The 22922-nt window shown below is 57.5% G+C and carries 20 protein-coding genes; 9 read left to right on the plus strand and 11 right to left on the minus strand.

The genetic code is table 11. The annotated features are described in order from the left end of the window. The first annotated feature begins 20 nt into the window (after positions 1–20). Genes F3J41_RS08660 through cobA form a run of 6 tightly spaced genes read left to right on the plus strand, consistent with a single transcriptional unit; the run spans position 21 to position 10483 of the window. A complete protein-coding gene (locus F3J41_RS08660) occupies positions 21–1283 on the plus strand; it encodes a CmpA/NrtA family ABC transporter substrate-binding protein (protein WP_166710686.1) in 1263 nt (420 codons plus the stop codon). Continuing rightward, positions 1283–2155 carry a nitrate ABC transporter permease gene (gene ntrB / locus F3J41_RS08665; protein WP_021508712.1) on the plus strand — a complete coding sequence of 291 codons (873 nt, stop codon included), beginning with the start codon at positions 1283–1285 and terminating at the stop codon, positions 2153–2155. Before F3J41_RS08660 ends, ntrB begins: the two co-directional genes overlap by 1 nt. A 10-nt stretch (positions 2156–2165) precedes the next feature. Next, entirely contained in the window at positions 2166–2954 is a 789-nt protein-coding gene (locus F3J41_RS08670) for an ABC transporter ATP-binding protein (RefSeq protein ID WP_166710688.1), read from the plus strand. A gap of 10 nt (positions 2955–2964) precedes the next feature. Further along, the gene (nirB, locus tag F3J41_RS08675; RefSeq protein ID WP_166710690.1) at positions 2965–7038 is read left to right on the plus strand and encodes a nitrite reductase large subunit NirB; all 4074 of its coding nucleotides are present in this window, start codon (positions 2965–2967) and stop codon (positions 7036–7038) included. Then, positions 7035–9656 (plus strand): nitrate reductase, encoded by a 2622-nt coding sequence (locus F3J41_RS08680; protein WP_166710692.1) that lies wholly within the window; start codon positions 7035–7037, stop codon positions 9654–9656. The genes nirB and F3J41_RS08680 overlap by 4 nt, the downstream gene beginning before the upstream one ends. Next, a complete protein-coding gene (gene cobA, locus F3J41_RS08685) occupies positions 9653–10483 on the plus strand; it encodes a uroporphyrinogen-III C-methyltransferase (protein ID WP_104093534.1) in 831 nt (276 codons plus the stop codon). Before F3J41_RS08680 ends, cobA begins: the two co-directional genes overlap by 4 nt. 580 nt (positions 10484–11063) lie before the next feature. Here the strand turns inward: cobA and F3J41_RS08690 are convergent. The 3 genes from F3J41_RS08690 to F3J41_RS08700 form a co-directional block, all read right to left on the minus strand. After that, positions 11064–11294, minus strand: a complete 231-nt coding sequence (locus F3J41_RS08690) for a tyrosine-type recombinase/integrase (RefSeq protein WP_166710840.1) — start codon at positions 11292–11294, stop codon at positions 11064–11066. Positions 11295–11367: 73 nt separating this feature from the next. Next, positions 11368–11586 (minus strand): excisionase, encoded by a 219-nt coding sequence (locus F3J41_RS08695; RefSeq protein ID WP_166710694.1) that lies wholly within the window; start codon positions 11584–11586, stop codon positions 11368–11370. 421 nt (positions 11587–12007) lie between these two features. Continuing rightward, positions 12008–12814: a helix-turn-helix transcriptional regulator gene (locus F3J41_RS08700; protein WP_166710696.1), complete on the minus strand. Its 807-nt coding sequence runs from the start codon at positions 12812–12814 to the stop codon at positions 12008–12010. A 111-nt stretch (positions 12815–12925) separates the two neighbouring features. Here F3J41_RS08700 and F3J41_RS08705 point away from each other — a divergent pair, with 111 nt between their 5' ends. Then, entirely contained in the window at positions 12926–14005 is a 1080-nt protein-coding gene (locus F3J41_RS08705) for a zinc-binding dehydrogenase (protein WP_166710698.1), read from the plus strand. 112 nt (positions 14006–14117) lie between these two features. On the opposite strand, the gene F3J41_RS08710 is transcribed toward F3J41_RS08705, so the two are convergent. The 5 genes from F3J41_RS08710 to F3J41_RS08730 form a co-directional block, all read right to left on the minus strand. After that, on the minus strand, positions 14118–14345 hold the full coding sequence (locus F3J41_RS08710) for a YgdI/YgdR family lipoprotein (protein WP_021508704.1): 228 nt from the start codon (positions 14343–14345) through the stop codon (positions 14118–14120). Between the two features lie 22 nt (positions 14346–14367). Further along, a complete protein-coding gene (locus F3J41_RS08715; RefSeq protein ID WP_021508703.1) occupies positions 14368–14595 on the minus strand; it encodes a YgdI/YgdR family lipoprotein in 228 nt (75 codons plus the stop codon). 187 nt (positions 14596–14782) lie between these two features. Further along, positions 14783–15037 carry a biofilm development regulator YmgB/AriR family protein gene (locus F3J41_RS08720; RefSeq protein ID WP_166710700.1) on the minus strand — a complete coding sequence of 85 codons (255 nt, stop codon included), beginning with the start codon at positions 15035–15037 and terminating at the stop codon, positions 14783–14785. Positions 15038–15055: 18 nt separating this feature from the next. Next, positions 15056–15259, minus strand: a complete 204-nt coding sequence (locus tag F3J41_RS08725) for a hypothetical protein (protein WP_021508701.1) — start codon at positions 15257–15259, stop codon at positions 15056–15058. 143 nt (positions 15260–15402) lie between these two features. Next, positions 15403–16020, minus strand: a complete 618-nt coding sequence (locus tag F3J41_RS08730) for a TetR/AcrR family transcriptional regulator (protein WP_166710702.1) — start codon at positions 16018–16020, stop codon at positions 15403–15405. Positions 16021–16208: 188 nt separating this feature from the next. Here F3J41_RS08730 and F3J41_RS08735 point away from each other — a divergent pair, with 188 nt between their 5' ends. Next, complete coding sequence (locus tag F3J41_RS08735; protein ID WP_010615793.1) at positions 16209–16937, plus strand: YoaK family protein; 729 nt, start codon at positions 16209–16211, stop codon at positions 16935–16937. Positions 16938–16948: 11 nt separating this feature from the next. Beyond that, positions 16949–17521 carry a pyridoxamine 5'-phosphate oxidase family protein gene (locus tag F3J41_RS08740; RefSeq protein ID WP_166710704.1) on the plus strand — a complete coding sequence of 191 codons (573 nt, stop codon included), beginning with the start codon at positions 16949–16951 and terminating at the stop codon, positions 17519–17521. Between the two features lie 3 nt (positions 17522–17524). Here the strand turns inward: F3J41_RS08740 and F3J41_RS08745 are convergent, their stop codons facing one another. From F3J41_RS08745 to glgX, 3 genes are all read right to left on the minus strand, one after another. After that, entirely contained in the window at positions 17525–18721 is a 1197-nt protein-coding gene (locus tag F3J41_RS08745; protein WP_159377522.1) for an MFS transporter, read from the minus strand. A gap of 187 nt (positions 18722–18908) precedes the next feature. Further along, entirely contained in the window at positions 18909–20552 is a 1644-nt protein-coding gene (locus F3J41_RS08750; RefSeq protein ID WP_166710706.1) for a methyl-accepting chemotaxis protein, read from the minus strand. A 239-nt stretch (positions 20553–20791) separates the two neighbouring features. Then, positions 20792–22867 (minus strand): glycogen debranching protein GlgX, encoded by a 2076-nt coding sequence (glgX, locus tag F3J41_RS08755; RefSeq protein ID WP_166710708.1) that lies wholly within the window; start codon positions 22865–22867, stop codon positions 20792–20794. Positions 22868–22922: the final 55 nt, after the last annotated feature.

The following is a 22922-nucleotide window of genomic DNA, read 5'->3' on the forward strand; positions in this document are numbered from 1 at the left end:
TTTCCTGAGGGTGGCAAAAAATGAGCAAATCGCCAGTTTCACTGTCTCGACGTCAACTGCTGTTATCCAGCGCCGCCGCTGGCGGGCTGTGGCTGTTGCCGGGATTGCGCAACGCCGTATGGGCGGCGGGTTCCGATGCGCCAGAAAAAGCCACCGTGCGGGTGGGATTTATTCCACTGACCGACTGTGCGCCGGTCGTCATGGCCTCGGTGAAAGGCTTCGACAAAAAATATGGTCTGACGCTACAGCCCAGTAAAGAAGCCAGTTGGGCAGCCGTCCGCGACAAACTGATCTCCGGTGAGCTCGATGCAGCACACGTCCTGTACAGCATGATCTATGGCCTGCAACTGGGCGTTGCCGGTCCTCAGCATGCGATGGCGAACCTGATGACGCTCAATAACAATGGCCAGGCAATCTCCCTGTCGAACCAGCTTAAAGCGCAAAAAGTCACCGATGCCGCCAGCCTGAAAAAGACCATCGACAGCAAGGCCAAAGGCAGTCTCACCTTTGCGCATACCTTTCCGACCAGTACCCACGCGATGTGGCTCTACTACTGGCTGGCGAATGCCGGTATCAATCCATTTGATGACGTGCGCACTGTCGTCGTGCCGCCGCCGCAGATGGTGATGAATATGAAGATTGGCAATATGAGCGGCTTCTGTGTGGGCGAGCCGTGGAATCAGCGCGCCATCAGTGATGATATTGGTTTTACCGTCGCTACCAGTCAGCAGATTTGGCCCGATCACCCCGAAAAAATTCTTGGCACCCGCGCCGCGTGGGTGAAAGAGAACCCCAATACGGCGCGCGCGCTGACGGCGGCTGTCCTGGAGGCGGCACGCTGGATCGATGCCTCCGATGATAACCGCCGCGAAACGGCGCAGGTGCTGGCCGGACGCGCCTGGATCAACACCAAACCTGAGATTCTGCAGGGTCGCATGCTCGGCCAGTACGAAAACGGGCTGGGACAGAAATGGCAGGACCCGCATGCGATGCGCTTCTTCCATGACGGCAGCGTCAGTTTCCCGTATCTGTCCGATGGCATGTGGTTCCTCACCCAGCTTAAGCGCTGGGGAATGCTGACCGAGGATCCGGACTATCTGGGCGTCGCAAAGCAGATCAACCGAATTGATATCTACAAACAGGCAGCGAGCGCCGTCGGCAACATCACGTTGCCCGGCAGTGAGATGCGCAGCAGCACCCTGATCGACGGCAAGGTGTGGGATGGCACGAATCCTGCCGTTTACGCCGCCAGCTTTGCCATTAACCACAAAGAGAGGTCGTGATGAAAAGCCAGACTCGCTCCCTGACGCAGCCTGAGACGCTGCCCACCCGGGCCACGGTGGTGCCCCTTCAGGTCACGCCAAAAAAGATGCGCTCGCCTGCGCGCCTGCGTCCGTTTTTGCAGCGTGCCATTCCCGCGCTGTGCGGTGTGATGCTTCTGCTTCTGATCTGGCAGATCGCGGCCCTTTCCAGCAAAGGCTTTCCCGGCCCGTACGCCACCTGGGAAGCGGCGAAAATCCTGTTCGCCGATCCGTTCTATAACAACGGCCCTAACGATCAGGGCATCGGCTGGAATGTGCTGGCCTCGCTGCAGCGCGTCGCTATCGGCTTTGGCCTGGCCGCGCTGGTGGGGATTCCCGCAGGCTTTCTGCTGGGGCGTTTTGCCTTTGTGGCACGCATGTTCAATCCGGTTATCGCGCTACTGCGTCCGGTCAGCCCGCTGGCCTGGCTGCCTATCGGCCTGCTGCTGTTCCAGCGCGCCGAACCGGCCTCCAGCTGGACCATTTTTATCTGTTCTATCTGGCCGATGATTATTAATACCGCCGAAGGTGTACAGCGCATTCCACAGGATTACCTCAATGTGGCGCGCGTGCTGCAACTGTCGGAATGGACCATCCTGCGCCGCATCCTGTTTCCCGCCGTTCTGCCTGCGGTGCTGACCGGGGTCCGCCTGTCGATTGGTATCGCCTGGCTGGTGATCGTGGCTGCCGAAATGCTGACGGGAGGCCTGGGGATCGGCTTCTGGATCTGGAACGAGTGGAACAACCTCAATGTTGAAAACATACTGATTGCCATTTTGCTGATTGGCGTCGTCGGCCTGCTACTGGAGCAGGGACTGATGCTGCTGGCGCGTCGCTTTAGCTGGGATAAATAAGGGGAACACTATGCAACCTATCATTCGTGTACAGCAGGTCAGCCAGCGTTTTACCACTTCCGGCGGCAATTTTCTGGCGCTCGATAATGTCAGCTTTGATATTCATCAGGGGGAAACCCTGAGCCTGATCGGCCACTCCGGCTGTGGTAAATCCACGCTGCTCAACCTGATCGCCGGTTTAACCCGACCTACCAGCGGCGTCCTGTTATGCGATAACCGCGAAGTCACCGGCCCCGGCCCTGAGCGCGCCGTTGTGTTTCAAAACCACTCGCTGTTGCCCTGGCTGACGGCGTATCAGAACGTTGAGCTGGCGGTAGAGCAGGTGTTTAAAGGCAAGATGAACAAGGCGGAAATGCGTGACTGGATCGAGCACAACCTGAACCAGGTGCAAATGAGTCATGCCATGCATAAACGCCCCGGCGAGATCTCCGGCGGCATGAAGCAGCGTGTCGGTATCGCCCGCGCGCTGGCAATGAAACCTCGCGTGCTGCTGCTCGACGAACCCTTCGGTGCGCTGGATGCCTTAACGCGCGCGCATCTGCAGGACAGCGTCATGCGCATCCAGCAGGCGCTGAACACCACCATCGTCCTGATTACCCATGATGTGGATGAAGCCGTGTTGCTGTCCGATCGGGTACTGATGATGACCAACGGTCCGGCGGCGCAGGTGGGCGATATCCTGACGATCGACCTGGTCCGGCCGCGTTCACGCGTGGCGCTGGCGGATGACGTGCGTTATCACCAGCTGCGCCAGAAAGTGCTGCATTTTCTCTACGAAAAACAGACTTCGGCGGCATAAGGACGACACCATGAGACAACGGCTGCTGGTTGCGGGTAACGGGATGGCGGGCATGCACATGGTAGAAACTCTGTTGCAGCTGGCGCCGATGCGTTACGACATCACTGTGATTGGCCGTGAGCCGCACGGCAACTATAACCGTGTGCTGTTGTCGCCGCTGCTGGCCGGAGAAACCACCGTTGAGCAAACGCTGATCCACGACCCTGACTGGTATCACCGTCACGGCATAACATTGCGGGTGGGAGAGACGGTGGAACAGGTGAATATTGCTGAGCGGACCTTACGCACCGACCAGCGCCTGCTGCACTGGGACCGCCTGGTACTGGCGACCGGATCGCAGCCCTGCAGGCCGTCTGTTCCAGGCAGCGACCTGCCGCATGTCAGCACGTTTCGCACGCTGCAGGATGTGAACACTTTGCTGGCCGGGCACGGTCCGGTAGTGGTGGTCGGTGGGGGCTATCTGGGTATTGAAGCCGCCGCCGGACTTCAGGCGCAGGGACGTCAGGTCACGCTGATTCATCGTCAGTCACGTTTGCTGGACAGACAGCTGGATATCAGGGCAGGGGAATTACTGCTGGCTCAGCTCCGGGCGCGCGGCATTCGCTGTGAACTGAATGCCAGCCTTGCGGCGATCCGCACGGATAGCGTGATCCTCCACGATGGCCGTGTGCTGGCGGCGCAGCAGGTGGTGATGGCCATTGGTGTCCAGCCGGCGATCGCCCTGGCGCAGGCCGCCGGTATTCCCTGTCAGCGCGGCATTCTGGTGGATCGCCAGTTGCGCACTGCGCACGCCGGAATTTATGCCGTAGGCGAATGTTGTGAAATCAGCGGCGAGACCTTCGGTCTGGTCGCGCCCTGTCTGGCCCAGGCAAAGATTCTGGCGGCGCAACTGGCCGATCGGCCTCAGGGAGATTTCTACAGTGCGGCCACGGGCACCCGTCTCAAAGTCAGCGGCATTTCCCTGTTTAGCGCTGGTGACGTTCGCGAAGCCCCGTCTGTCACCAGTTTTGACCCGATCGCCGGGCACTATCGCCGCCTGTTCCTCAAAGACGGCCGACTGAACGGCGTGCTGCTGTATGGCGACTGCCAGCAAAGTGGCGCGCTGCTGAACCAACTCCATAATGCCGGACCGGTTTCTGTGAATACGCTGTTCGGCCTTGATGAACCTGAAACGCAGCCGCTGGCTGCAGGAAACCCTGTGATGAGCCAAACGAAACCTGTATTAGCCGTGGTGGGTCACGGCATGGTCAGCCACCATTTTCTGGAGCAGCTGGTCGCCCGTAACCTGCATCAGCATTATCACATTGTGGTCTACGGCGAAGAGCGCTATCAGGCTTACGATCGGGTTCACCTTTCTGAGTATTTCACCGGTAAAACGGCAACAGAGTTGTCGCTGGTGAGCGAGGATTTTTTTGCCCGGAACGCAATTGAACTGCGCAGCGATTGCCGGGTAGAGGCGATCGATCGCCAGCAGCGCAGCCTGCGTGACAGCGCGGGACGTGAGCTGGCCTGGGATAAGCTGGTGTTGGCCACCGGCTCCCGCGCCTTTGTACCACCGGTACCCGGCCATGACGCCGGGCGCTGCTTTGTCTACCGCACGCTGGACGATCTGGATGCCATCGCAGCTTGTGCCCGCCAGAGTCAGCGCGGCGTGGTGATCGGCGGCGGGCTGCTGGGGCTGGAAGCCGCCAATGCGCTGAAGCAGCTGGGGCTGGAGACGTACGTGGTTGAGTTTGCGCCGCGCCTGATGGCCGTGCAGCTGGACGACGGCGGGGCGCTGATGCTGCGGCAAAAGATCGACTCGCTGGGCGTGACGGTGCATACCTCGAAGCAGACCGAACAGATTGCCACCCAGCCTGACGGCAGTCTGGTGCTGCACTTTGCCGATGGCGGCGAGCTGACCACCGATCTGGTGCTGTTCTCTGCCGGTATCCGCCCGCGTGATGAGCTGGCCCGGAGCGCCGACATCAGCGTGGGGCCGCGCGGCGGCATTACCATCAATGATCAATGCCAGACGAGTGACAGCGACATTTATGCTATCGGCGAATGCGCGTTGTGGAACGGGCAGATTTTTGGCCTGGTAGCGCCTGGCTACCAGATGGCGCGTGTGCTGGCCGGGCATCTGGCGGCCGAACCGGCGCAGTTCACCGGTGCCGACATGAGCACTAAACTGAAGCTGCTGGGCGTAGAAGTCGCCTCCTTTGGCGATGCGCACGGCAAAACGCCGGGCAGCCTGAGCTACCACTGGGCCAACGGGCCAAAAGGCATTTACAAGAAGATCGTGGTTAGCGCCGACAATGCACGACTGCTGGGCGGCGTGCTGGTGGGAGACAGCAGCGACTATGCCACGCTCCTGCAAATGATGTTAAACGCCATGCCGCTGCCGACGGCAGCGGAAGCGCTGATTTTGCCTGCGTTGAATGGCGCGCCGGCCAAAGGGTTGGGCGTCGCTGCGCTGCCGGACAGTGCCCAGGTGTGTTCCTGCCATAACGTCAGTAAAGGCGATATCTGCCATGCGGTGCAGAGTGGCTGTGGCGATATGGCCAGTATAAAAAGCTGCACTAAAGCCGCAACAGGCTGTGGCGGCTGCGCCGCGCTGGTAAAACAGGTGATGGAGCTTCAGCTGGAAAACCTGGGCGTCGCTGTTAAAAAAGACATCTGTGAGCACTTCGCCTATTCCCGTCAGGAGCTGTATCACCTGATCCGTATTAATGGCATCAAAACCTTTGACGATCTGCTGGCCAGCCACGGACGGGGTTGTGGTTGCGAGGTATGCAAACCGCTGGTGGGGTCGCTACTGGCCTCGTGCTGGAACGATTACCTGCTGAAAACGGCACATTTACCGTTACAGGACACGAATGACCGTTACTTTGCCAATATCCAGAAAGATGGCACCTATTCGGTCGTACCGCGCGTGCCGGGGGGCGAGATCACGCCACAGGGCCTGATTGCCATCGGCGAAGTGGCCGTGCGTTACGATCTCTATACCAAAATTACCGGCGGCCAGCGTATCGATCTGTTTGGTGCGCGGCTGGACCAGCTGCCTGCTATCTGGGAAACCCTGCTGGAAGCCGGTTTTGAAACCGGTCATGCCTACGGAAAATCCCTGCGTACGGTGAAATCCTGCGTCGGCTCGACCTGGTGCCGTTATGGCGTGCAGGATTCTACCGCCTTCGCCATCGCGCTGGAGAACCGGTATAAGGGTCTGCGCGCACCGCATAAGATCAAGATGGCGGTGTCCGGCTGCACCCGCGAATGTGCGGAAGCACAAAGTAAAGATATCGGGGTCATCGCCACGGAAAACGGCTGGAACCTGTACGTCTGCGGCAATGGCGGCATGAAGCCGCGCCATGCGGAACTGTTTGCCAGCGATCTGGACGATGACACGCTAATCCAGTACGTCGACCGGATTCTGATGTTCTACGTGCGCACGGCGGATCGCCTGCAGCGTACCAGCGTCTGGATGGATAACATGGAGGGCGGGCTGGACTACCTGCGTGAGGTGGTGATTCATGACAGCCTGGGGATCGCCGCCACGCTGGAACAGGAAATGCAACAGGTGGTGGACACCTGGCAATGCGAATGGCAGACCACGCTGGCCGATCCCTCGCGACGTGCGCTGTTTACCGCCACAGTGAACAGCGATCAGCCGGATGAAACGCTGCACTATGCACGCGTGCGCGGACAGCGCCAGCCACACAAGGCTAGTGGTATTCCCCTGATGCATCTGCCCGCCGAACCCTGGAGCGAAATCTGCCCACTGGAGGCCATTCCGCCAGAGGCCGGCATCGGAGCCCGTCTTGGCAGCGTCCGTATTGCCTTATTCCGCATGGGTGATGACTGTTATGCGCTGGAGGATCGTGAGCCGGGCAGCGAAGCCAGCGTACTGTCACGCGGTATCCTTGGTGATGTTGCGGGGGAGCCGGTGGTGATCTCGCCGCTTTACAAACAGCGTGTACGCCTGCGTGACGGACAGAGCCTTGATAATCCCCAGCATCAGCTGCGTTGCTGGCCGGTTAAACTGGAGGACGGCCAGGTCTGGGTCGCAAACCGTCCGCTTAACCTGATGGCGCAGGCATCATGAAAACTACCTGCGCTTATTGCGGGGTGGGCTGCGGCGTCGAGGTCACGCAGCCGCAGAGCGCGTCGCCTCAGGTCAGTGGCGATACCCGTCATCCGGCGAATGCCGGGCGGCTATGCGTAAAGGGCGCGGCACTGGGCGAAACCCTGACACAGGCCGGACGGTTGCTGCATCCTCAGCTTCATCACCAGCGGGTCAGCATGGAGACGGCACTGGATGCCGCGGCTGATGGTTTGCGCAGGATTATCGATGCGCATGGCCCGGAGGCGGTGGCTTTCTACGGTTCCGGCCAGTTGCTCACGGAAGATTACTATGTGGCGAACAAGCTGATGAAAGGCTTTCTCGGCGTCGCCAACATCGATACCAATTCACGCCTGTGTATGGCCTCCGCGGTGACAGGCTATAAACGGGCATTTGGGGCGGATGCCGTACCGTGCTGTTACGAGGATCTGGATGAGGCCGAGGTAGTCATTCTTGTCGGCTCGAACGCCGCCTGGGCCCATCCGGTGCTGTTTCAGCGCCTGAAACAGGCAAAAGTGCAGCGCCCTGAGATGCAGGTTGTGGTTATCGATCCGCGCCGCACGGCCAGTTGTGAATTCGCCGATCTGCATTTACCGCTCCGGCCGGGCAGCGATCCGGCCCTGTTCTCGGGCCTGCTGCACTGGCTGGAACAGCATGACGGCATTGACGTCACGATGCTGCCGCATCTGGACGGTGTAGACACAACCTTACGGGCCGCGCGGCAGTGGGATGGTGCGGCGGTGGCAGCCCATTGTGATATCAGCCATGAAGTGATCGCCGCGTTCTACGGGTTGTTTACCCGGCATGAGCGCGTACTGACCTTATGGTGCATGGGCATTAACCAGTCACAAAGCGGCAGTGACAACAACAATGCTATTCTCAATGCGCACCTGCTGAGCGGCAAGATTGGCCGACCCGGCTGCGGCCCGTTTTCGCTGACCGGACAGCCGAATGCGATGGGCGGGCGGGAAGTAGGGGGGCTGGCCAACCAACTGGCGGCGCATATGAGTTTCACCGCAGAAGATTGCGACCGTTTACAGCGTTTCTGGCGCAGTCCGCGTATGGCGCGTGAGCCCGGCCTGACGGCGGTTGATCTGTTTGACGCCATTGACCGTGGAGCAATCAAAGCTGTGTGGATTATGGGCACCAATCCGGCGGTTTCGATGCCAGAAGGCAATCGCATTGCCCGGGCGCTGGCTGCCTGTCCGCTGGTAATTGTGTCAGACGTGCTGGCGCAAACGGATACCACCGCCTTTGCGCATATTTTGCTACCCGCGCAGGGCTGGGGGGAAAAGAACGGCACCGTGACCAATTCTGAACGCCGGATTTCCCGTCAGCGCGCGTTTATGCCTCCGGCCGGAGAAGCTAAACCGGACTGGTGGTTACTCGCGCAGGTCGCCCAGCGTCTGGGCTTTCATGAAGGCTTTACCTGGACGCATCCGGCAGCCATCTTCCGCGAGCATGCGGCGTTGTCGGGGTTTGAGAACAACGGCCAGCGCGCCTTTGATATCAGCGGTCTGGCCGGTATGAGCGACGCACAGTGGGATGCGATGAAGCCGGTACAGTGGCCAATCAACGCTCGTTATCCCGAGGGCTGCGCCCGGCTGTTTAGCGACCGGCACTTTTACCATCCTGATGGTAAAGCCCGCCTGTTGCCACCGGCCACGCCGCAGCCAGTGGTGTGCGAAACGGCTTACCCGTTATTAATGAACAGCGGACGGATCCGCGATCAGTGGCACACCATGACGCGTACCGGCCTGGTTCCCCGGCTCATGCAGCATTGTGATGAGCCATTTGCAGCCCTGCATCCGCAGGACGCACAACGCTATGGCCTGTGCGCGGGCGCACTGGCACGGGTGCAGTCCGACGCGGGCTGGGTGACGGTGCGTGTGACGCTGGACAGCGGTCTGCGGCGCGGTGAGATCTTTGTCCCTATGCACTGGAACCGACAGTTCAGCCTGCAGGGCACGGTTGGCGGACTGGTGGCTTCAACCCGCTGTCCAGTCTCGGCACAGCCTGCATTTAAACAAACCGCTGTGCGTATCCACCCGCTCAACGCCAGCTGGCAGGGCTGGCTCTGGCAGCGCGACGCAAGCCCGCCTGATGCGCTGCGCTACTGGGCGCGAACACCCTATGAGGGCGTGCAACGCTTTAGCGTGGCTGGAGACGGTTCACCAGAACAGTGGCTCATGGCAACGATCCCGCTGGCCGGGCTGCAACTGCAAACCGCTCATGCGGCGGAACCGCATTACCGCCTGCTGGCCTGGCGTAACGGTGAGCTGCACCTGGTCTTTTATGCAGGCGCGTCTTTACCCGAGATCAATCATGACTGGGTTGCGCAGGCTTTTCGCCAGGCACCTATGAATGCGGCGGACCGGCATGCTCTGCTGGCGGGACAATCGGCACAACGTGCCGTGGCTGGCCGGACGATCTGTAGCTGCTTTGGCGTTGGGGAAAACACCATCTTACAGGCGATTAAACAGGGCTGTCACAGCACTCAGGCACTGGGTAACGCACTCAACTGTGGTACCAACTGCGGCTCCTGCCTGCCGGAGCTAAAACACCTTTTGCTTTCCGTTGCTGTACCGGAGGAAGAATGATGATTGCGATCAACCCTTTAGATAAACTGCTGGCGCCGGACAACGCGTCCAGCCCTGGCAAAGTCTGGCTGGTAGGGGCCGGACCGGGGGATGTGGATCTACTGACAGTCAAGGCGCTGCGCCTGCTGCAACGTGCGGATGTCGTGGTCTATGATCGCCTGGTCAGCGAAGCGGTGATGGCGGAAGTCGCCAGCAGTGCACTCTGTATCGACGTGGGTAAACAGCCGGGTCATCACGGCCTGAAGCAGGCTCAGATTAATCAACTGCTGGTGGACCTGGCTGCCAGCGGGCGCAATGTCGTGCGTTTAAAAGGCGGCGATCCCTTTATCTTTGGCCGTGGCGGTGAAGAGATGGTCAGCCTGCAGCAGGCGAATATTGTCTGCGAAGTGGTGCCCGGTATTACCGCCGCAGTGGGCTGTGCGGCTGCCAGCGGCATTCCGCTGACGCACCGTGACTGTGCCCAGTCATTGCGCTTTATCACCGGACACGGGCGCAGCGGCGAACCGCAGCTGGATGCGGCGGCGCTGACCGCGACCAATCAGACGCTGGTGTTTTACATGGGATTAAGCTGGAGCAGCGTGATTAGCGCCCGGTTACGGGAATATGGCCGCAGCGAGGCGACGCCGGTGGCGATCATTGAAAACGGTACGCGTCAGAACCAGCGGGTGCTGATCACCACGCTGGCCGGGTTGCCTGAAACTGTTGAACAGCAAAAACCGGTGTCGCCGTCGTTACTGATTGTGGGCGATGTGGTGCGCTATTACCGTGCCGATCGAGTCGCAACGCATGGGTGTGAATTGGAGTTAAGTGATATTGCAGCGCACTGATGCTCACCGTGCCGAAGGAAGGGACACGGTTTCTACGGCTGGGGGTGAGACGGTCGTAAAAAGCATTATCTGCGAATCTGTAGTGACAGCCCCTATCATAAGTGCCTTTCGCATAAAACTTATTCCTGTCAGTTACCTCACTCAGACATTTTTCTTAAGATTTTACTCTAAATAAACGCTATCGCTGCATTACAAAACCGGCAATCTGTCGGACACTGAGGCCCGTTTGCATGGTATCCAGAACGCTTCACCATAACCTGATATTTACCACTGCCAGTCGCGCCATACTTTTTCTTCTCAGTCCAGGTAAACTTTATTCTGGCTGGTAAGGGCGGGCCGAAATCCGTCAGAAAAAGACCTAAGAAAAATCTAACTGTCTGATTATAAAGTGCTGAATTGGTAAATATTGCTACCATTTACATGCTGGTATCGTGCCCATATATCGTTGAATTTTCTGGATTAAGCGGGCGGTTTTTAACAAATATGATACATATACCGCATATTCAGAAATGCATGATTTGCAAGTTCAGATTTTCGCCTGTACGAAAATGTCCGAAATTTGTCCGTAATTACATATGCCTCATACCAGTACGTACTCATCGCCACGGAGGTCGGAATATTTCTGCGTCATCGAGAGATTCTTATGACCCAGCAACCGCTGTGTAAACACCTCACCATAATGCGCTTCAAATAACCTTCCCGATAAACTGCGGATCTCATGGAAAGCTGGCGGGTTGTCCGCCTCATCCAGACCGCAGCGGGTTCGCGCCTGCGTCAATGCCTGCGTCAGATTTTCCGGGCGCGGCGGCAGGTCTGGTTACGGTGGAGGTTAGCATCATAAGTTTCAGGCCTTTTGATCATATTTTACTTTTTCCATCAGCAAATTACCCCCCGACAACACTATGCGAATGAACGTTTGGATTCCTGGCGTGTTTATGGGAATTGAGATAAATCGCTTCCGGATGAAGCCGGCACTCTTTGCCGTGTAGCTCCGGGCATGGGTAGATTCGCCCTTCGCGTGCCCAGCGGCGCATAGCGGACAGGGAAGGCGGCTGAGAATAGGTTTCGCTCGCCCACTCGGTCAGGGTGAGCAGCTTAGCCATGATTAACTTCCAGATTTCGGTCCATTAAAAAACCCCGCAAAAGCGGGGTTTCATTGTTTATCTCTGTCACGTTTATCCTGCTCAGGCTTCCATTCAAGCCCGCACATATCGCAGGAAAACTTCCCGTCAGGGCGCTTTCGTGGTCCCACAGCGGCTTAAAATGCGCCCTGACGCAGTGGTTTCACCGCGGGCGTTAATGAGTGGCGCCTTATCTCATCACTCCGGACCTTAGCCCCCAATAGACCGGGTCTAACACCAGATTCCAGGTGAAATGGAGCGGCAGCAGCCTGAAGAAATGTGTAATTACATCCGCGAACGCCTGGCATGAAGTTAATGCGTATTTTTCGTTTCATGGCAACGCCCCCTGATTAAGATAGCGTTGCACCGACCCGTTGAACTCACAGCGCAGAGCGGCCTGAGATTATATCGATTGCTCTGCTGACATGCGGACGTCAGCAGATAACAACGGGACATAAATTGCCAGCTTGAGTGCAGGGGAGTCATTTGACGTAAACGTTGAATAGCAGTATGTCCGCGTTATCCCGTCCTTCCCTGTGAGTTTTTTCTCTCCGGAAACCGGCGCCGTTATCACATGCTCACTCCACCATGTATCAAACTCCGGACATTCACGGCTTAAGAGTTCTACCAGCGCAGTGAAGGTCTCATTGTATGCATTTCGTGAATAACTGGAATGAAACAGGCCGAGCATTCTCTGTGCTTCTGCAGGCCAGGTGTCGCCAAAAAGGTATCTGGCCTCCTCTGTAGTGAACATGAAAACCATGATATTTCGCTCATTTGCAGCCAACAGGCTGAAGTCCGTGATGACCTGTTCTGCTGCAGAATTCCACACCAATACATCCCATCTGTCATTGGTGATGTAGGCAGGCTCACTCAGCGCCCTGACCAGATGCGATAAGCTAGCCGGGACTTCATGTTCGATATCTGCACTTTTTTTCCGGCCTGTCAGTGTTTTCAGGTGCAGACATTCTGCCTTGTTCAGCTGCAGAGCTTTACCCAGGGCGTTAACTATCCGTTCGGAAAGCGTGCTGACCCGTCCCTGTTCGATTTTGGTATACCACTCCGTACTTATTCCCAGCATCGCCGCAACTTCCTCACGCCTTAGGCCGGGCGTTCGCCGTCTTTCATGCCCGGCAGAGGGGAGACGCTCAGACTTTACCCTTGCACGTCGTGAACGTAAAAACTGACTGAGCTCAGTATTCTTAACCATTTTTTGAACCTGGTAGTAAATTATACCTGTATAAAACTAGTGTATTTTACGCCGTTTTGGGTCGCCCTATGATGGTTTCATATTGTTCTATGCCCTCAGGAGAATATGACCATGAAAGCTGCTGTGCTTACTGCCTTTGGCCACCCGCTAGACGTTAAGAATGTGCCTGCACCGGTGATGGGAACCGGGGAAGTCATTGTCGATGTGGTTGCGGCGCCCGTTCTTTCCTACACGAATGAAGTACTGAGTGGGGAAAGAAAATATCTTTTACCTGTGCCGGTCATCCCGGGCTGTGGTGCCATCGGAAAGGTTCGCCAGACCGGCCCTGACTCAGCCTGGCTGAAACCAGGAGACTGGGTATTTTGCGATCCGACGGTGCGTTCCCGTGACAACGCGCTGTCGCCAGAAATTGTCCTTCAGGGATGGAGTGCCCGTGGTGAAGGAGGACAAAAAATCCAGCAATATCACCTGAATGGCAGTCTTGCTGAACAAATACGCATTCCGACTGAAAACGCGGTGCCCATTGGCGACATATCGCCTGCAGAAGCGGGGCGGTGGTGTGCCATCAATACGCTGCTTATAGCCTATGGCGGATTGTTATCTATGGATTTGAAAGCGGGAGAGCGCCTGCTGGTCAGTGGCGCAACCGGTAATTTCGGCAGTTCCGCTGTGCTTGCTGCCCTTGCCATGGGAGCCCATAAAGTCATCGCACCGGGCCGTAATGAACGGGTGCTGAACGATTTGAAAAAACGTTTTGTATCGCGTGTGGAAACAGTAAAGCTCACAGGTACAGCAGAGATCGATATTGCTGCCATGAAGCACATGGCCGGGGGATCCATTGATGCGGTCCTTGATTTCCTTCCGCCGTCTGCGCAGGCCTCTGTCGCCCGGAATGCGATTATGTCAGTCAGACCTTATGGTCGTGCAGTCCTTATGGGCGGTGTTGGCATGCTGGGTGGGGACGATCTTTCGCTACCTTATCCCTGGATAATGCGTAACCTCATTACCGTAAAAGGGCAGTGGATGTATGAACCTTCGGCAGTCCCTACGCTCTGCGGCCTTATACGCGCGGGACTGCTTGATCTGAGCCACTATGACGTAACCGAGTTTCCGCTTGAAAGAGTGAATGATTCAGTCGCGCATGCTGCGAAAAACAGCGGGCCATTTAAACTCACCGTCGTGCGTCCCTGAGATCAAAGGCGCGCGATGGACCGGATGGCTCTCTTACGACGGCCCTGCGTATTGGTTTAATCACAAAGTTCTGGCACAAAAAAGCCCGCTGCGCGGGCTTGATAAGAACCGATTAATGCGGAATCTCAGAGACCTCTTTGACATCCGCTTTGTTGATCTGCTGTTTGACACCATTGGCATCAACGTAGCCCAGCAGTCCGCTTTCCGCTTCCTGCGGTTTACCATCGCTGACAATGGTACGGCCATCATTGGTATGAATGGCGTAGCTGGTACGGGTACAGCCGGTCAGGGCGCTCAGTGCCACAATGGCTGCCAGTGGTAACAAAATCACTTTTTTCATGTCGCTCTCCCTATCGAGTAGATCAGTTGTTCAGTTCACTCATATTGGTGATCTGGTCACGGTTAATCTGTTCTGTTTTACCGGTTTGCGCATCTTTATAAGAGACCAGGCCAGTATCACTATCCACCTGTGGCTTACCATCGGTGACGATAGTGCGTCCGTCGGTGGTTTTAATCGCCTGATTCGATGAACAGCCGGCGATGGCAAAAATCGATGTCAATAACACAGCCGCTACAGTCAGTTTCTTCATAGTAATTTCCCTGATTGGTCTGAAGTCCAGTTATAAGCGTAGAACAAAATCCGGATTCTGGTCTGACCTGACTCGCTTTCTTTGCACAATTAATGCGGTTTAGCGGGCAATTGATGAGGAGGAAATTACCAGGCGCGGCTAATGTGTTTCGCCGCGTATATTGGGAAGGCAGGATAGCGTTACGATATTACTCAGCGGCCAGGCGACCAAGCAGCAGAGAAAAAATAGCCTCGTAATGCGTTTTTAATATCACATCGTCGCACTGGTCGAGACGTGCTATCAGCGCGATAAAAAGGGTTTTTCGGTTCAGCAACTTGCCGCTACACAAAATTTCCTGCACCAGCGTGCCAAGTAACTCATGCTGCTTTGCCTGCAGCGATCCACCAGTCCATGGTAATGCATCTTCAGAATTATTATGAAAAGGATCGTATCGCATCATCATTACCCTGATAGCAGTGCGTTAATTCAGCTTTTTGGCCAGCAGCCTGATCGCATTATCGCAGGCCTGCTGGATGGCCGGATTCTCCGAGCGCAAGCCCGTGCGATACAGTGCGCCAATTATTTGCTGAACAGATAAGGTTTCACCCGGTTGTACAATCTGTGTGACGACTTTGCCCAATAAAAGATAGATCTCATCGGCATCTTCTAATTCATCGTGCTTCACTCAACCCCCGGAACAAATAAACATAAATCTAAGTAATATGTTACTGACTGATAAATATTATTAAGCGCGCGATTCCAGGGTTTAAAAAATTATCGCGGCGAATATTAATTAGGAAACGCCTATTTCCTAATAGGCCAGACGAATCAGTCCAGAATGCCGAGCACCATATTAATGGTTTCTTTGCCATTAGTCACATCCTGAATTTTGCCTACCACGCGCATACCAAATGCCACGCAAAGCAGCAGTCCGGCGGCGGTGTCGGCATCCAGTCGTGGCGAAATCGATCCGTCCTCTTGTCCCTGTTCAACCAGCGAAGTCAGGAAGTTGCGGTTGCGTAATACCGCTTCACGCACCAGCTGGGATAACTCTTCGTCCAGCGTTTGCAGTTCCACGGTACTGCCAACCACCAGGCAGCCGCGTCTGCCCTCGATCTCGCTGGCTGAGTCGAGATAAAACTGCAGCAGCTCAGCAATGCGCGCCCGGCCGGTCGGGTACTGTTGCAAACGGGCGCGCAGGTCCACGTTGCGCAGCAGGATGTAGCGCTCAAACACCCGCAGAAACAGGGAACGTTTATCCTGAAACGCTTTATAAATACTGCCCGCCGTCAGGTTCATCGCTTCACCTAAATCGGCAATCGAGGCCGCATGAAAACCCTTCTGGCGGAACACGATCATGGCGCTGTCGAGCGCTTCGTCGATATCAAAATTGCGCGGTCTGCCGCGCTCTCTGGCAGCCGGCGCCGGATTGGGTTTACTGGTCATAATGCGGGCTATTTAGAATGAATCGTTTCCAAATTATCCGGCTTATCAGTGACAGGGTCAAATCCTGCCCAAACGCCTGGCCCGGCGTGCGCTGATCGACAGCGAACCGCGTTAATGTTCAGCCCTGCCAGTTGAGAATTTTTGACCGCCGGAGGATGATAAACCTTTTGCCGGGCCGGGACCTTTTCATGCTGATCTCCACTGAGGATACGCGCACTTTCAACACCGACATCCGCCTGGCGGCGACGCTGGCCGCCGTGGCGGGTGCACTGAACACTGCAGCGTTCGAAACGGTTGGTTTCTTCTCCGCCAACATGACCGGAAACGTCTCGTCACTGTCCGATCATCTGGCGAAAGCCAATCTGCATATCGGGCTGTTCTTCCTGCTGATTGTGCTGTTATTCATCGCCGGTTCGTCGGTCTCGACGCTTATCATCAATTCCGGCCGCAGGCGGCAGATACGCGGCATCTACGCCATCAATATTCTGCTGGAGGGCATTGCGTTGCTGGTGCTGGGGATTGTCGAAAGCGGCTTTCATTTCAGCGAGGGCGGTGTGTTACTGATTCTCAGCCTGAGCTTTCTGATGGGGCTGCAAAATGCGGTAGTAACGCGCATCTCCAATGCCCGGGTGCGCACGACGCATGTCTCTGGCACGTCAACCGATATCGGCATTGAGCTGGCGATGCTGTTCGACGTGCTGCGTCGCAAAGAGTCACCGAAAGACGCGCCGCTGTACATTGAGCGGCTAAAACTGCATTGCTACACCGTGCTGGCATTTCTCGCTGGCGGGGTGCTGGGCATTCTGCTGCTGCAGTGGCTAAGCTACGCGCTGCTGATCGTCATTGGGTTACTGCTCAGCGCGCTGGCGCTGTCGGCGCTGAAACGTGCTGGCAGCAACCCGCTTCACGCCCGCTAAGGAAGGGAATCATGATCTCGCTCGACGACCGCCTGCAAGTTATCTGGCAGTTGCTTAGCACTGCCACCACATCGCGTTCAGCTTTCACCCTGATGCAGCTGGCAACGGTGAGTGCCGACGGTCAGCCCAGCCTGCGCACCGTGGTGATACGGCAGTTTTTGCCCACGCTGCCGGCCCTGCGTTTTACCGCCGATCGGCGCAGCGCCAAAATGCAGGATATTGCAGCCCAGCCGCAGGTGGCGTTACTGGCTTATGATGCCGCCAGGCGCGTTCAGCTCAGGCTGGCAGGCACGGCTCAGCGCGTTGACGATGCACAACAGCGTGCCGCAGCCTGGCATGCATTGCGCCCGCATTCGCACGCGTTGTTTCAGTCACCGGTCAGGCCGGGCAGCGTGATTGCTCATCCTGATGACGCACTGCCTGCCAGCGCGCAAAAGGCGGGCACCGGGCCCGACGAGCACTTCGCGCTGGTGCAGATCACCTTGCATAGCGTGGAGTGGCTGGATGTCAGCCGCGAGCCCCATCAGCGCGCGCGATTCGAGGCCACTGCGGCTGGCTGGCAGGGCAGCTGGCGCGTGCCCTGAGATTTATTGTTCCGCCGGTGTTTTTGCCTGACGCGGGCGGCCAGCCGCACCGGCGCACACCAGCGCAAGTAGCACCATGATCAGTACCGGCAGCATCGCCATGCGCAATCCGGCATGTTCGCCGATAAAGCCCAGTCCGGGCGGGCCTACCAGAAACGCCAGATAGCCCAGCGTGGCGGCAATCGTGACGCGCACCGCGCTGTTATGGCCATCGCCCGCCGCCGAGACCGTTAGCGGGAAGCCGAGCGACGCGCCGACGCCCCAGAACAGCACGGCCGCCGCCGCCAGCCATGGGTTATCGGAGAAAATCACCAGCGTCAGCCCCAGCGCGGCGGAGAATGCGCTGGCGCGCAGTACCCAGACACGGCCCAGACGATCAACCACCAGCCCGCCGAGAAAGCGCCCCAGCGTCATGCCAGCGGTGAAGCCCGCGTAGACCAGCGTGCTTTGGGTATGATTGAGGTTATGGCCGTCGATCATCAGTAACGGCAGCCAGTCGTTAGCCGAGCCTTCCGCCAGTGCCATTGCCAGAATCACCACGCCGAGCACCAGCAGCTGGCGGTCACGCAGTTCACGTCCTACCTGGGCCAGAAAGCCGCCATGATGCGGCTGTTCGCTGCGTTCGCTGTCGCTGGTGGCGGGCAGATGGCGCAGCGCCAGGGCGGCAATCAGCAGGTTTACCAGCAGCACCACGCTAAAGTGCCAGTGGGTGCTGATATCGGCTGCGGTCATGGCCAGCCCCGCCAGTGCGCCGATCAGCGTGCCGAAACTGAAGAAGCCGTGAATGATCGTCATGATTGACTTGCCGATGCGCCGCTCAAACGCTGCCCCTTCGACATTAACCACCACATCCATCAGCGCGGTTCCGCCGCCCAGCAACACCAGACTGGTAAACACCAGCCCGCTACTGGCGAGCGTTAACGCAACGGTCATCAGCACCAGGCCACCGAGCAGGATCAGGTAACCCGTGCGCATCACCCGGCTGGTGCCAAAGTGCGCGACCAGCTTACCGGCAAGCAGCACGCCCAGCATGGAGCCACAGGAGAAGCCAAACAGAATCAGGCCCATCATTTCCGTCGAGGCGTGCAGCACATCGCGCATAAAGGGGGTGCGGCTAACCCAGGAAGCCCAGGTAAAGCCAGGAATAAACATCAGGCCAAAGATGGCCCATTTACCGCGTGTCTGTTGCTGAGGGTGCATAAGATTCCTTTAGGGAGCGGCGGGCATGCGGAGGTGAAACGCTTTCGTTGCTGATTACCATTAGTATGGTTCACAGAATAGCAGTTTTGCTGACGCTCGTTGAGGCAATGTCGCTCGCGCCAGCGCGCCGGGGGAGTTTGTCAGTGGGAGAAAGCCCCTCCGCGCGACGACGCGGAGGGCAAAGGGATTAGAAACTCTGCCAGTCGGCATCGCTGGCCACTGCCAGGCGCGCAGGCTGTGGCGCTTTGTGGCTGACTGCCGCAGGCCTGATCGCCGGCGTTGCGCCGGATTCCGCCAGCACGAATCTGGCGACCAGCTGGTTGAGGGTTTCGGCCTGCTCCTGCAGCGATTGCGACGCGGCTGAGGCCTGTTCCACCAGCGCGGCGTTCTGCTGCGTCACATCATCCATCTGATTCACCGCCTGCTGCACCTGGCTGATGCCCTGACTCTGCTCAACCGCGGCCGCGGCGATTTCGCTCATCAGTTCGCTGACCTGATGGATAGCGTCATTCATCACCTGCATATTGCTGCTGACGTCGCTGGCCTGGGCGGCCCCGGCTTCAGTCAGGCGGTGTGACTCTTCGATCAGTCCCTTAATTTCGCGTGCGGCCGAGGTTGAGCGCTGCGACAGGCTGCGTACTTCACCCGCCACCACCGCAAAGCCCTTGCCGTGCTCACCGGCGCGTGCCGCTTCGACTGCCGCGTTGAGCGCCAGAATATTGGTCTGGAAAGCGATACCTTCGATCATCGAAACAATGTCCGTGACCTTGCGCGAGCTGCCACGAATATCATCCATGGTCGAGAGCATGGTGCTGAGCGAGGTACCACTTTTTTCCGACAGCGCACTGGCGTTAGCCGCCAGCTGGCTGGCCTGGCGCGTGTTATCGGCGGTCTGACGTACGGTTTCACTCAGTTCAGTCATGCTGGCCGCGGTCTGCTCCAGCGAAGCAGCCTGCTGCTCGGTACGCGCAGAGAGGTCTTCGTTACCGGCGGCGATCTGCACCGATGCGCTGCCCACCGAATGTGACGCGCTGCGCACGGCACTCAGCGAACCGGCCACGCTGCGCATCAGCTGATTGAAAGAGTGCGCCATGGTGCCCACCTCATCGCGACGGCTTTCGTCGGCGCTGAGCGTCAGGTCGAGATTTTCACTGGCGCGCATCATGACTTTGCCGACATCGGACAGACTGCGACGAATGCGCAGCACGGTGAACAGGGCGAACAGGCCAAAAATAATCACTGTGGCTATCACGCCGGTAATGGTGGTCCACAGCACTTCATGGAAGGTGCTGAGGTTGGTGGCGCGTAACTCATCGCCGATAGAAATATTCAGCATCAGCTGCTGCTGGTAATTGGTGACCAGCTGGCGAATGGCGGCACCAATGCCGTTCTGCCCCTCGATCAGATCAAGGCTGATGGCGTTCTGATGCGCGCGCGAGGCAGTGAGAAACGCCGGCAGCCGCTCGCTCACGCGCTGAATATTGGCAAAGGCCAGCTCAGTCAGGCGCTTATCTTCGTCACTGGAGAGGTTGTGAGTCAGGTAGTAATCGGTGAGCGATTTCAGGCCGCCGATCTGTTTATCAATGTCCGCTTCAACCGCAGGCATATTGCTGTCCTGCAGCTGAGTCTGATGTTTGTAAAGCGTCAGCGCCAGCTGATTGCTGCGGTCAATCAGCGTATTGAGGTCTTTAATCGACGGAATGGCGTTAGTCTGCACGTACTCAAAGCGCTCCTGAAAGCCGGACAGCAGTGAGATGGCGAGCACGGCTTGCAGAATGATGGCGCCAAACAGCATGGTAAAGGTCAGTAACAATCGTTGGGAGATGTTCATCTTATTATCCTTAATCTAAACGCACTCCGACGCCTGACGCGGCGGGTACAAGGGCAGATTAAAGAACATCGGCAGATTGTGGTTTTTAGTTAATGAAATTTTAGTGCCGGGTAGCAGAAGAGTCTGGCGGGTTAACAGTGGAGCCGGTCGCCGTGAACGGCGACCCTACGGTGCATGTCCCGTTATTTCCGTAGGGTGCGCATTCCTGCGCACCTGGAAACCGGCACCCCGCGCACAACTCACGGCCGGCGGAACAGCGCCAGGCTGCGGCCCTCCAGCTCGAAATCCTTCTCTTTGGTAATCACCAATCCCTTACTGGCGCTGTCGGAGGTGGTCAGCTCCAGCACCCAGCCGCCTTCACCAAACTGCGGGATGCGGAACGGCACATTGCCTTCAAACGGATTGAACAGCATCAGCACATCGTGCCAGATACCCTCTTCGGTTTGCAGGTCCGGACGCCCGATGTACACGCCGAGCGTCGAGCCCTCATCCCACTGTTCCGCCTGCTGGAAACCGCCGCCGGCGTTAAACCATTTAATCTCCATGCCGTCGCGCCAGCTTTCGCGTCGCAGCAGCGGCTGCTGCGCGCGCAGCGCAATCACCTGACGGGTGAAATCGCGTAACGCATCAGCGGAAGCCGGCAGATCTTCCCAGTGCAGCCAGGAAATCTCGCTATCCTGGCAATAGCCGTTGTTGTTGCCCATCTGGCTGCGGCCAAACTCATCGCCCGCCAGCAGCATCGGTGTGCCGTGAGAGAAAAACAGCGTGGCGAGGAAGTTACGCTTCTGCCGCTCGCGCACCGCGTTGATGCCTTCGTCGTCGGTGGGGCCTTCGGCACCGTAATTGTACGAACGGTTATCGTTGTGGCCGTCGTTGTTATCTTCCCCGTTGGCATCGTTATGCTTGTCGTTGTACGAGACCAGATCGTTCAGCGTAAAGCCATCGTGCGCGGTGATGAAATTGACGCTGGCCCACGGGCGGCGGCCGCGTTGATCGTAGAGATCACCGGAGCCGAGCAGGCGCGCGGCAAAGTCGGTTGAGACGTTGTCGCCTTTCCAGTACTCACGTACCGTGTCGCGATATTTGTCGTTCCACTCAGCCCAGCCGGGCGGGAAACCACCCACCTGGTAGCCACCTGGGCCGATGTCCCAGGGTTCGCCGATCAGCTTCAGCTTAGACAGCACCGGATCCTGCGTCATGGCATCAAAGAAGCCGCCACGCTGATCGAATCCTTCCGGCTCGCGGCCGAGAATGGTGCCGAGGTCGAAGCGAAAACCGTCGATATGCATCGATTCTGCCCAGTAGCGCAGCGAATCCGTCACCAGCTGCAGCACGCGCGGATGGGAGGTATTCACCGTGTTGCCAGTGCCGGTATCGTTGATGTAATAACGGTGCTGATCTGGCAGCGTGCGGTAATAAGAGAAGTTATCAATCCCTTTAAACGACAGCGTCGGCCCCAGTTCGTTGCCTTCTGCGGTGTGGTTATACACCACGTCGAGAATCACTTCGATGCCGGCATCGTGGAAAGCACGCACCATATCGCGAAAGCCCTGAATACCGCGCGGGCCAAAATAGCGGCTGGCAGGCGCGAAAAAGGCCAGCGAGTTATAGCCCCAGAAGTTTTTCAGTCCGCGATCCAGCAGATGCTGATCGTCCGGGAACCAGTGCACCGGCAGCAATTCCACTGAGGTCACGCCAAGGCTTTTGATGTAATCGACGGTAGATTTGTGGCTCATGCCGTCATAGGTGCCGCGCATCTCTGCCGGAATGGCCGGATTAAGCTGGGTGAAACCTTTGACGTGGGTTTCATAAATCACCGTGTTGGACCACGGAATGCTGGGGCGGTTATGGTCCTGCCAGTCAAACTCATTGGTATCAATTACCCGACACTTGGGGGTAAACGGCGCGCTGTCACGGGTATCCAGCGTCAGATCTTTATCTTCGTGCAATAAATCGTAAGCGAAGTGCGCTTCATTCCAGTCGATGTTGCCCTGCAGCTCGCGGGCGTAGGGATCAATCAGTAATTTACTTGGGTTAAAACGGTGACCGTTTTCCGGATCGAAGGGTCCGTGAACGCGATAGCCATACAGCGCGCCGGGTTTCAGCCCGGGCACGTAGCCGTGCCAGATTTCGTGGGTATATTCCGGCAGATCGAAGCGGGCAATTTCATGCTGACCGCTCTCATCGTACAGACAGAGTTCGACCCGTTCCGCGTGTGCTGAGAACAGCGCAAAGTTGACGCCTGCGCCATCATAATTGGCGCCGAGCTGGTGCCCCGATCCGGCGGTGATTTCCATAGGTTTACCGTTAGACATTCAATCCTCTCCATCCAGTGAATAGATAGTCATGTAAAACAACAGGTTTATCGGG

Origin of the sequence: Pantoea sp. Ap-870, from assembly GCF_011752515.1 — a bacterium.
GTDB classification, from domain to species: Bacteria; Pseudomonadota; Gammaproteobacteria; order Enterobacterales; family Enterobacteriaceae; genus Pantoea; species Pantoea dispersa.

Bases quoted from the DNA above. Each gene is read 5' to 3' on its own strand.
- F3J41_RS08660 (WP_166710686.1), top strand. From the start codon at position 21: ATGAGCAAATCGCCAGTTTCACTGTCTCGACGTCAACTGCTGTTATCC.
- ntrB (WP_021508712.1), top strand. From the start codon at position 1,283: ATGAAAAGCCAGACTCGCTCCCTGACGCAGCCTGAGACGCTGCCCACC.
- F3J41_RS08670 (WP_166710688.1), top strand. From the start codon at position 2,166: ATGCAACCTATCATTCGTGTACAGCAGGTCAGCCAGCGTTTTACCACT.
- nirB (WP_166710690.1), top strand. From the start codon at position 2,965: ATGAGACAACGGCTGCTGGTTGCGGGTAACGGGATGGCGGGCATGCAC.
- F3J41_RS08680 (WP_166710692.1), top strand. From the start codon at position 7,035: ATGAAAACTACCTGCGCTTATTGCGGGGTGGGCTGCGGCGTCGAGGTC.
- cobA (WP_104093534.1), top strand. From the start codon at position 9,653: ATGATGATTGCGATCAACCCTTTAGATAAACTGCTGGCGCCGGACAAC.
- F3J41_RS08695 (WP_166710694.1), bottom strand. From the start codon at position 11,586: ATGGCTAAGCTGCTCACCCTGACCGAGTGGGCGAGCGAAACCTATTCT.
- F3J41_RS08700 (WP_166710696.1), bottom strand. From the start codon at position 12,814: ATGGTTAAGAATACTGAGCTCAGTCAGTTTTTACGTTCACGACGTGCA.
- F3J41_RS08705 (WP_166710698.1), top strand. From the start codon at position 12,926: ATGAAAGCTGCTGTGCTTACTGCCTTTGGCCACCCGCTAGACGTTAAG.
- F3J41_RS08710 (WP_021508704.1), bottom strand. From the start codon at position 14,345: ATGAAAAAAGTGATTTTGTTACCACTGGCAGCCATTGTGGCACTGAGC.
- F3J41_RS08715 (WP_021508703.1), bottom strand. From the start codon at position 14,595: ATGAAGAAACTGACTGTAGCGGCTGTGTTATTGACATCGATTTTTGCC.
- F3J41_RS08720 (WP_166710700.1), bottom strand. From the start codon at position 15,037: ATGATGATGCGATACGATCCTTTTCATAATAATTCTGAAGATGCATTA.
- F3J41_RS08730 (WP_166710702.1), bottom strand. From the start codon at position 16,020: ATGACCAGTAAACCCAATCCGGCGCCGGCTGCCAGAGAGCGCGGCAGA.
- F3J41_RS08735 (WP_010615793.1), top strand. From the start codon at position 16,209: ATGCTGATCTCCACTGAGGATACGCGCACTTTCAACACCGACATCCGC.
- F3J41_RS08740 (WP_166710704.1), top strand. From the start codon at position 16,949: ATGATCTCGCTCGACGACCGCCTGCAAGTTATCTGGCAGTTGCTTAGC.
- F3J41_RS08745 (WP_159377522.1), bottom strand. From the start codon at position 18,721: ATGCACCCTCAGCAACAGACACGCGGTAAATGGGCCATCTTTGGCCTG.
- F3J41_RS08750 (WP_166710706.1), bottom strand. From the start codon at position 20,552: ATGAACATCTCCCAACGATTGTTACTGACCTTTACCATGCTGTTTGGC.
- glgX (WP_166710708.1), bottom strand. From the start codon at position 22,867: ATGTCTAACGGTAAACCTATGGAAATCACCGCCGGATCGGGGCACCAG.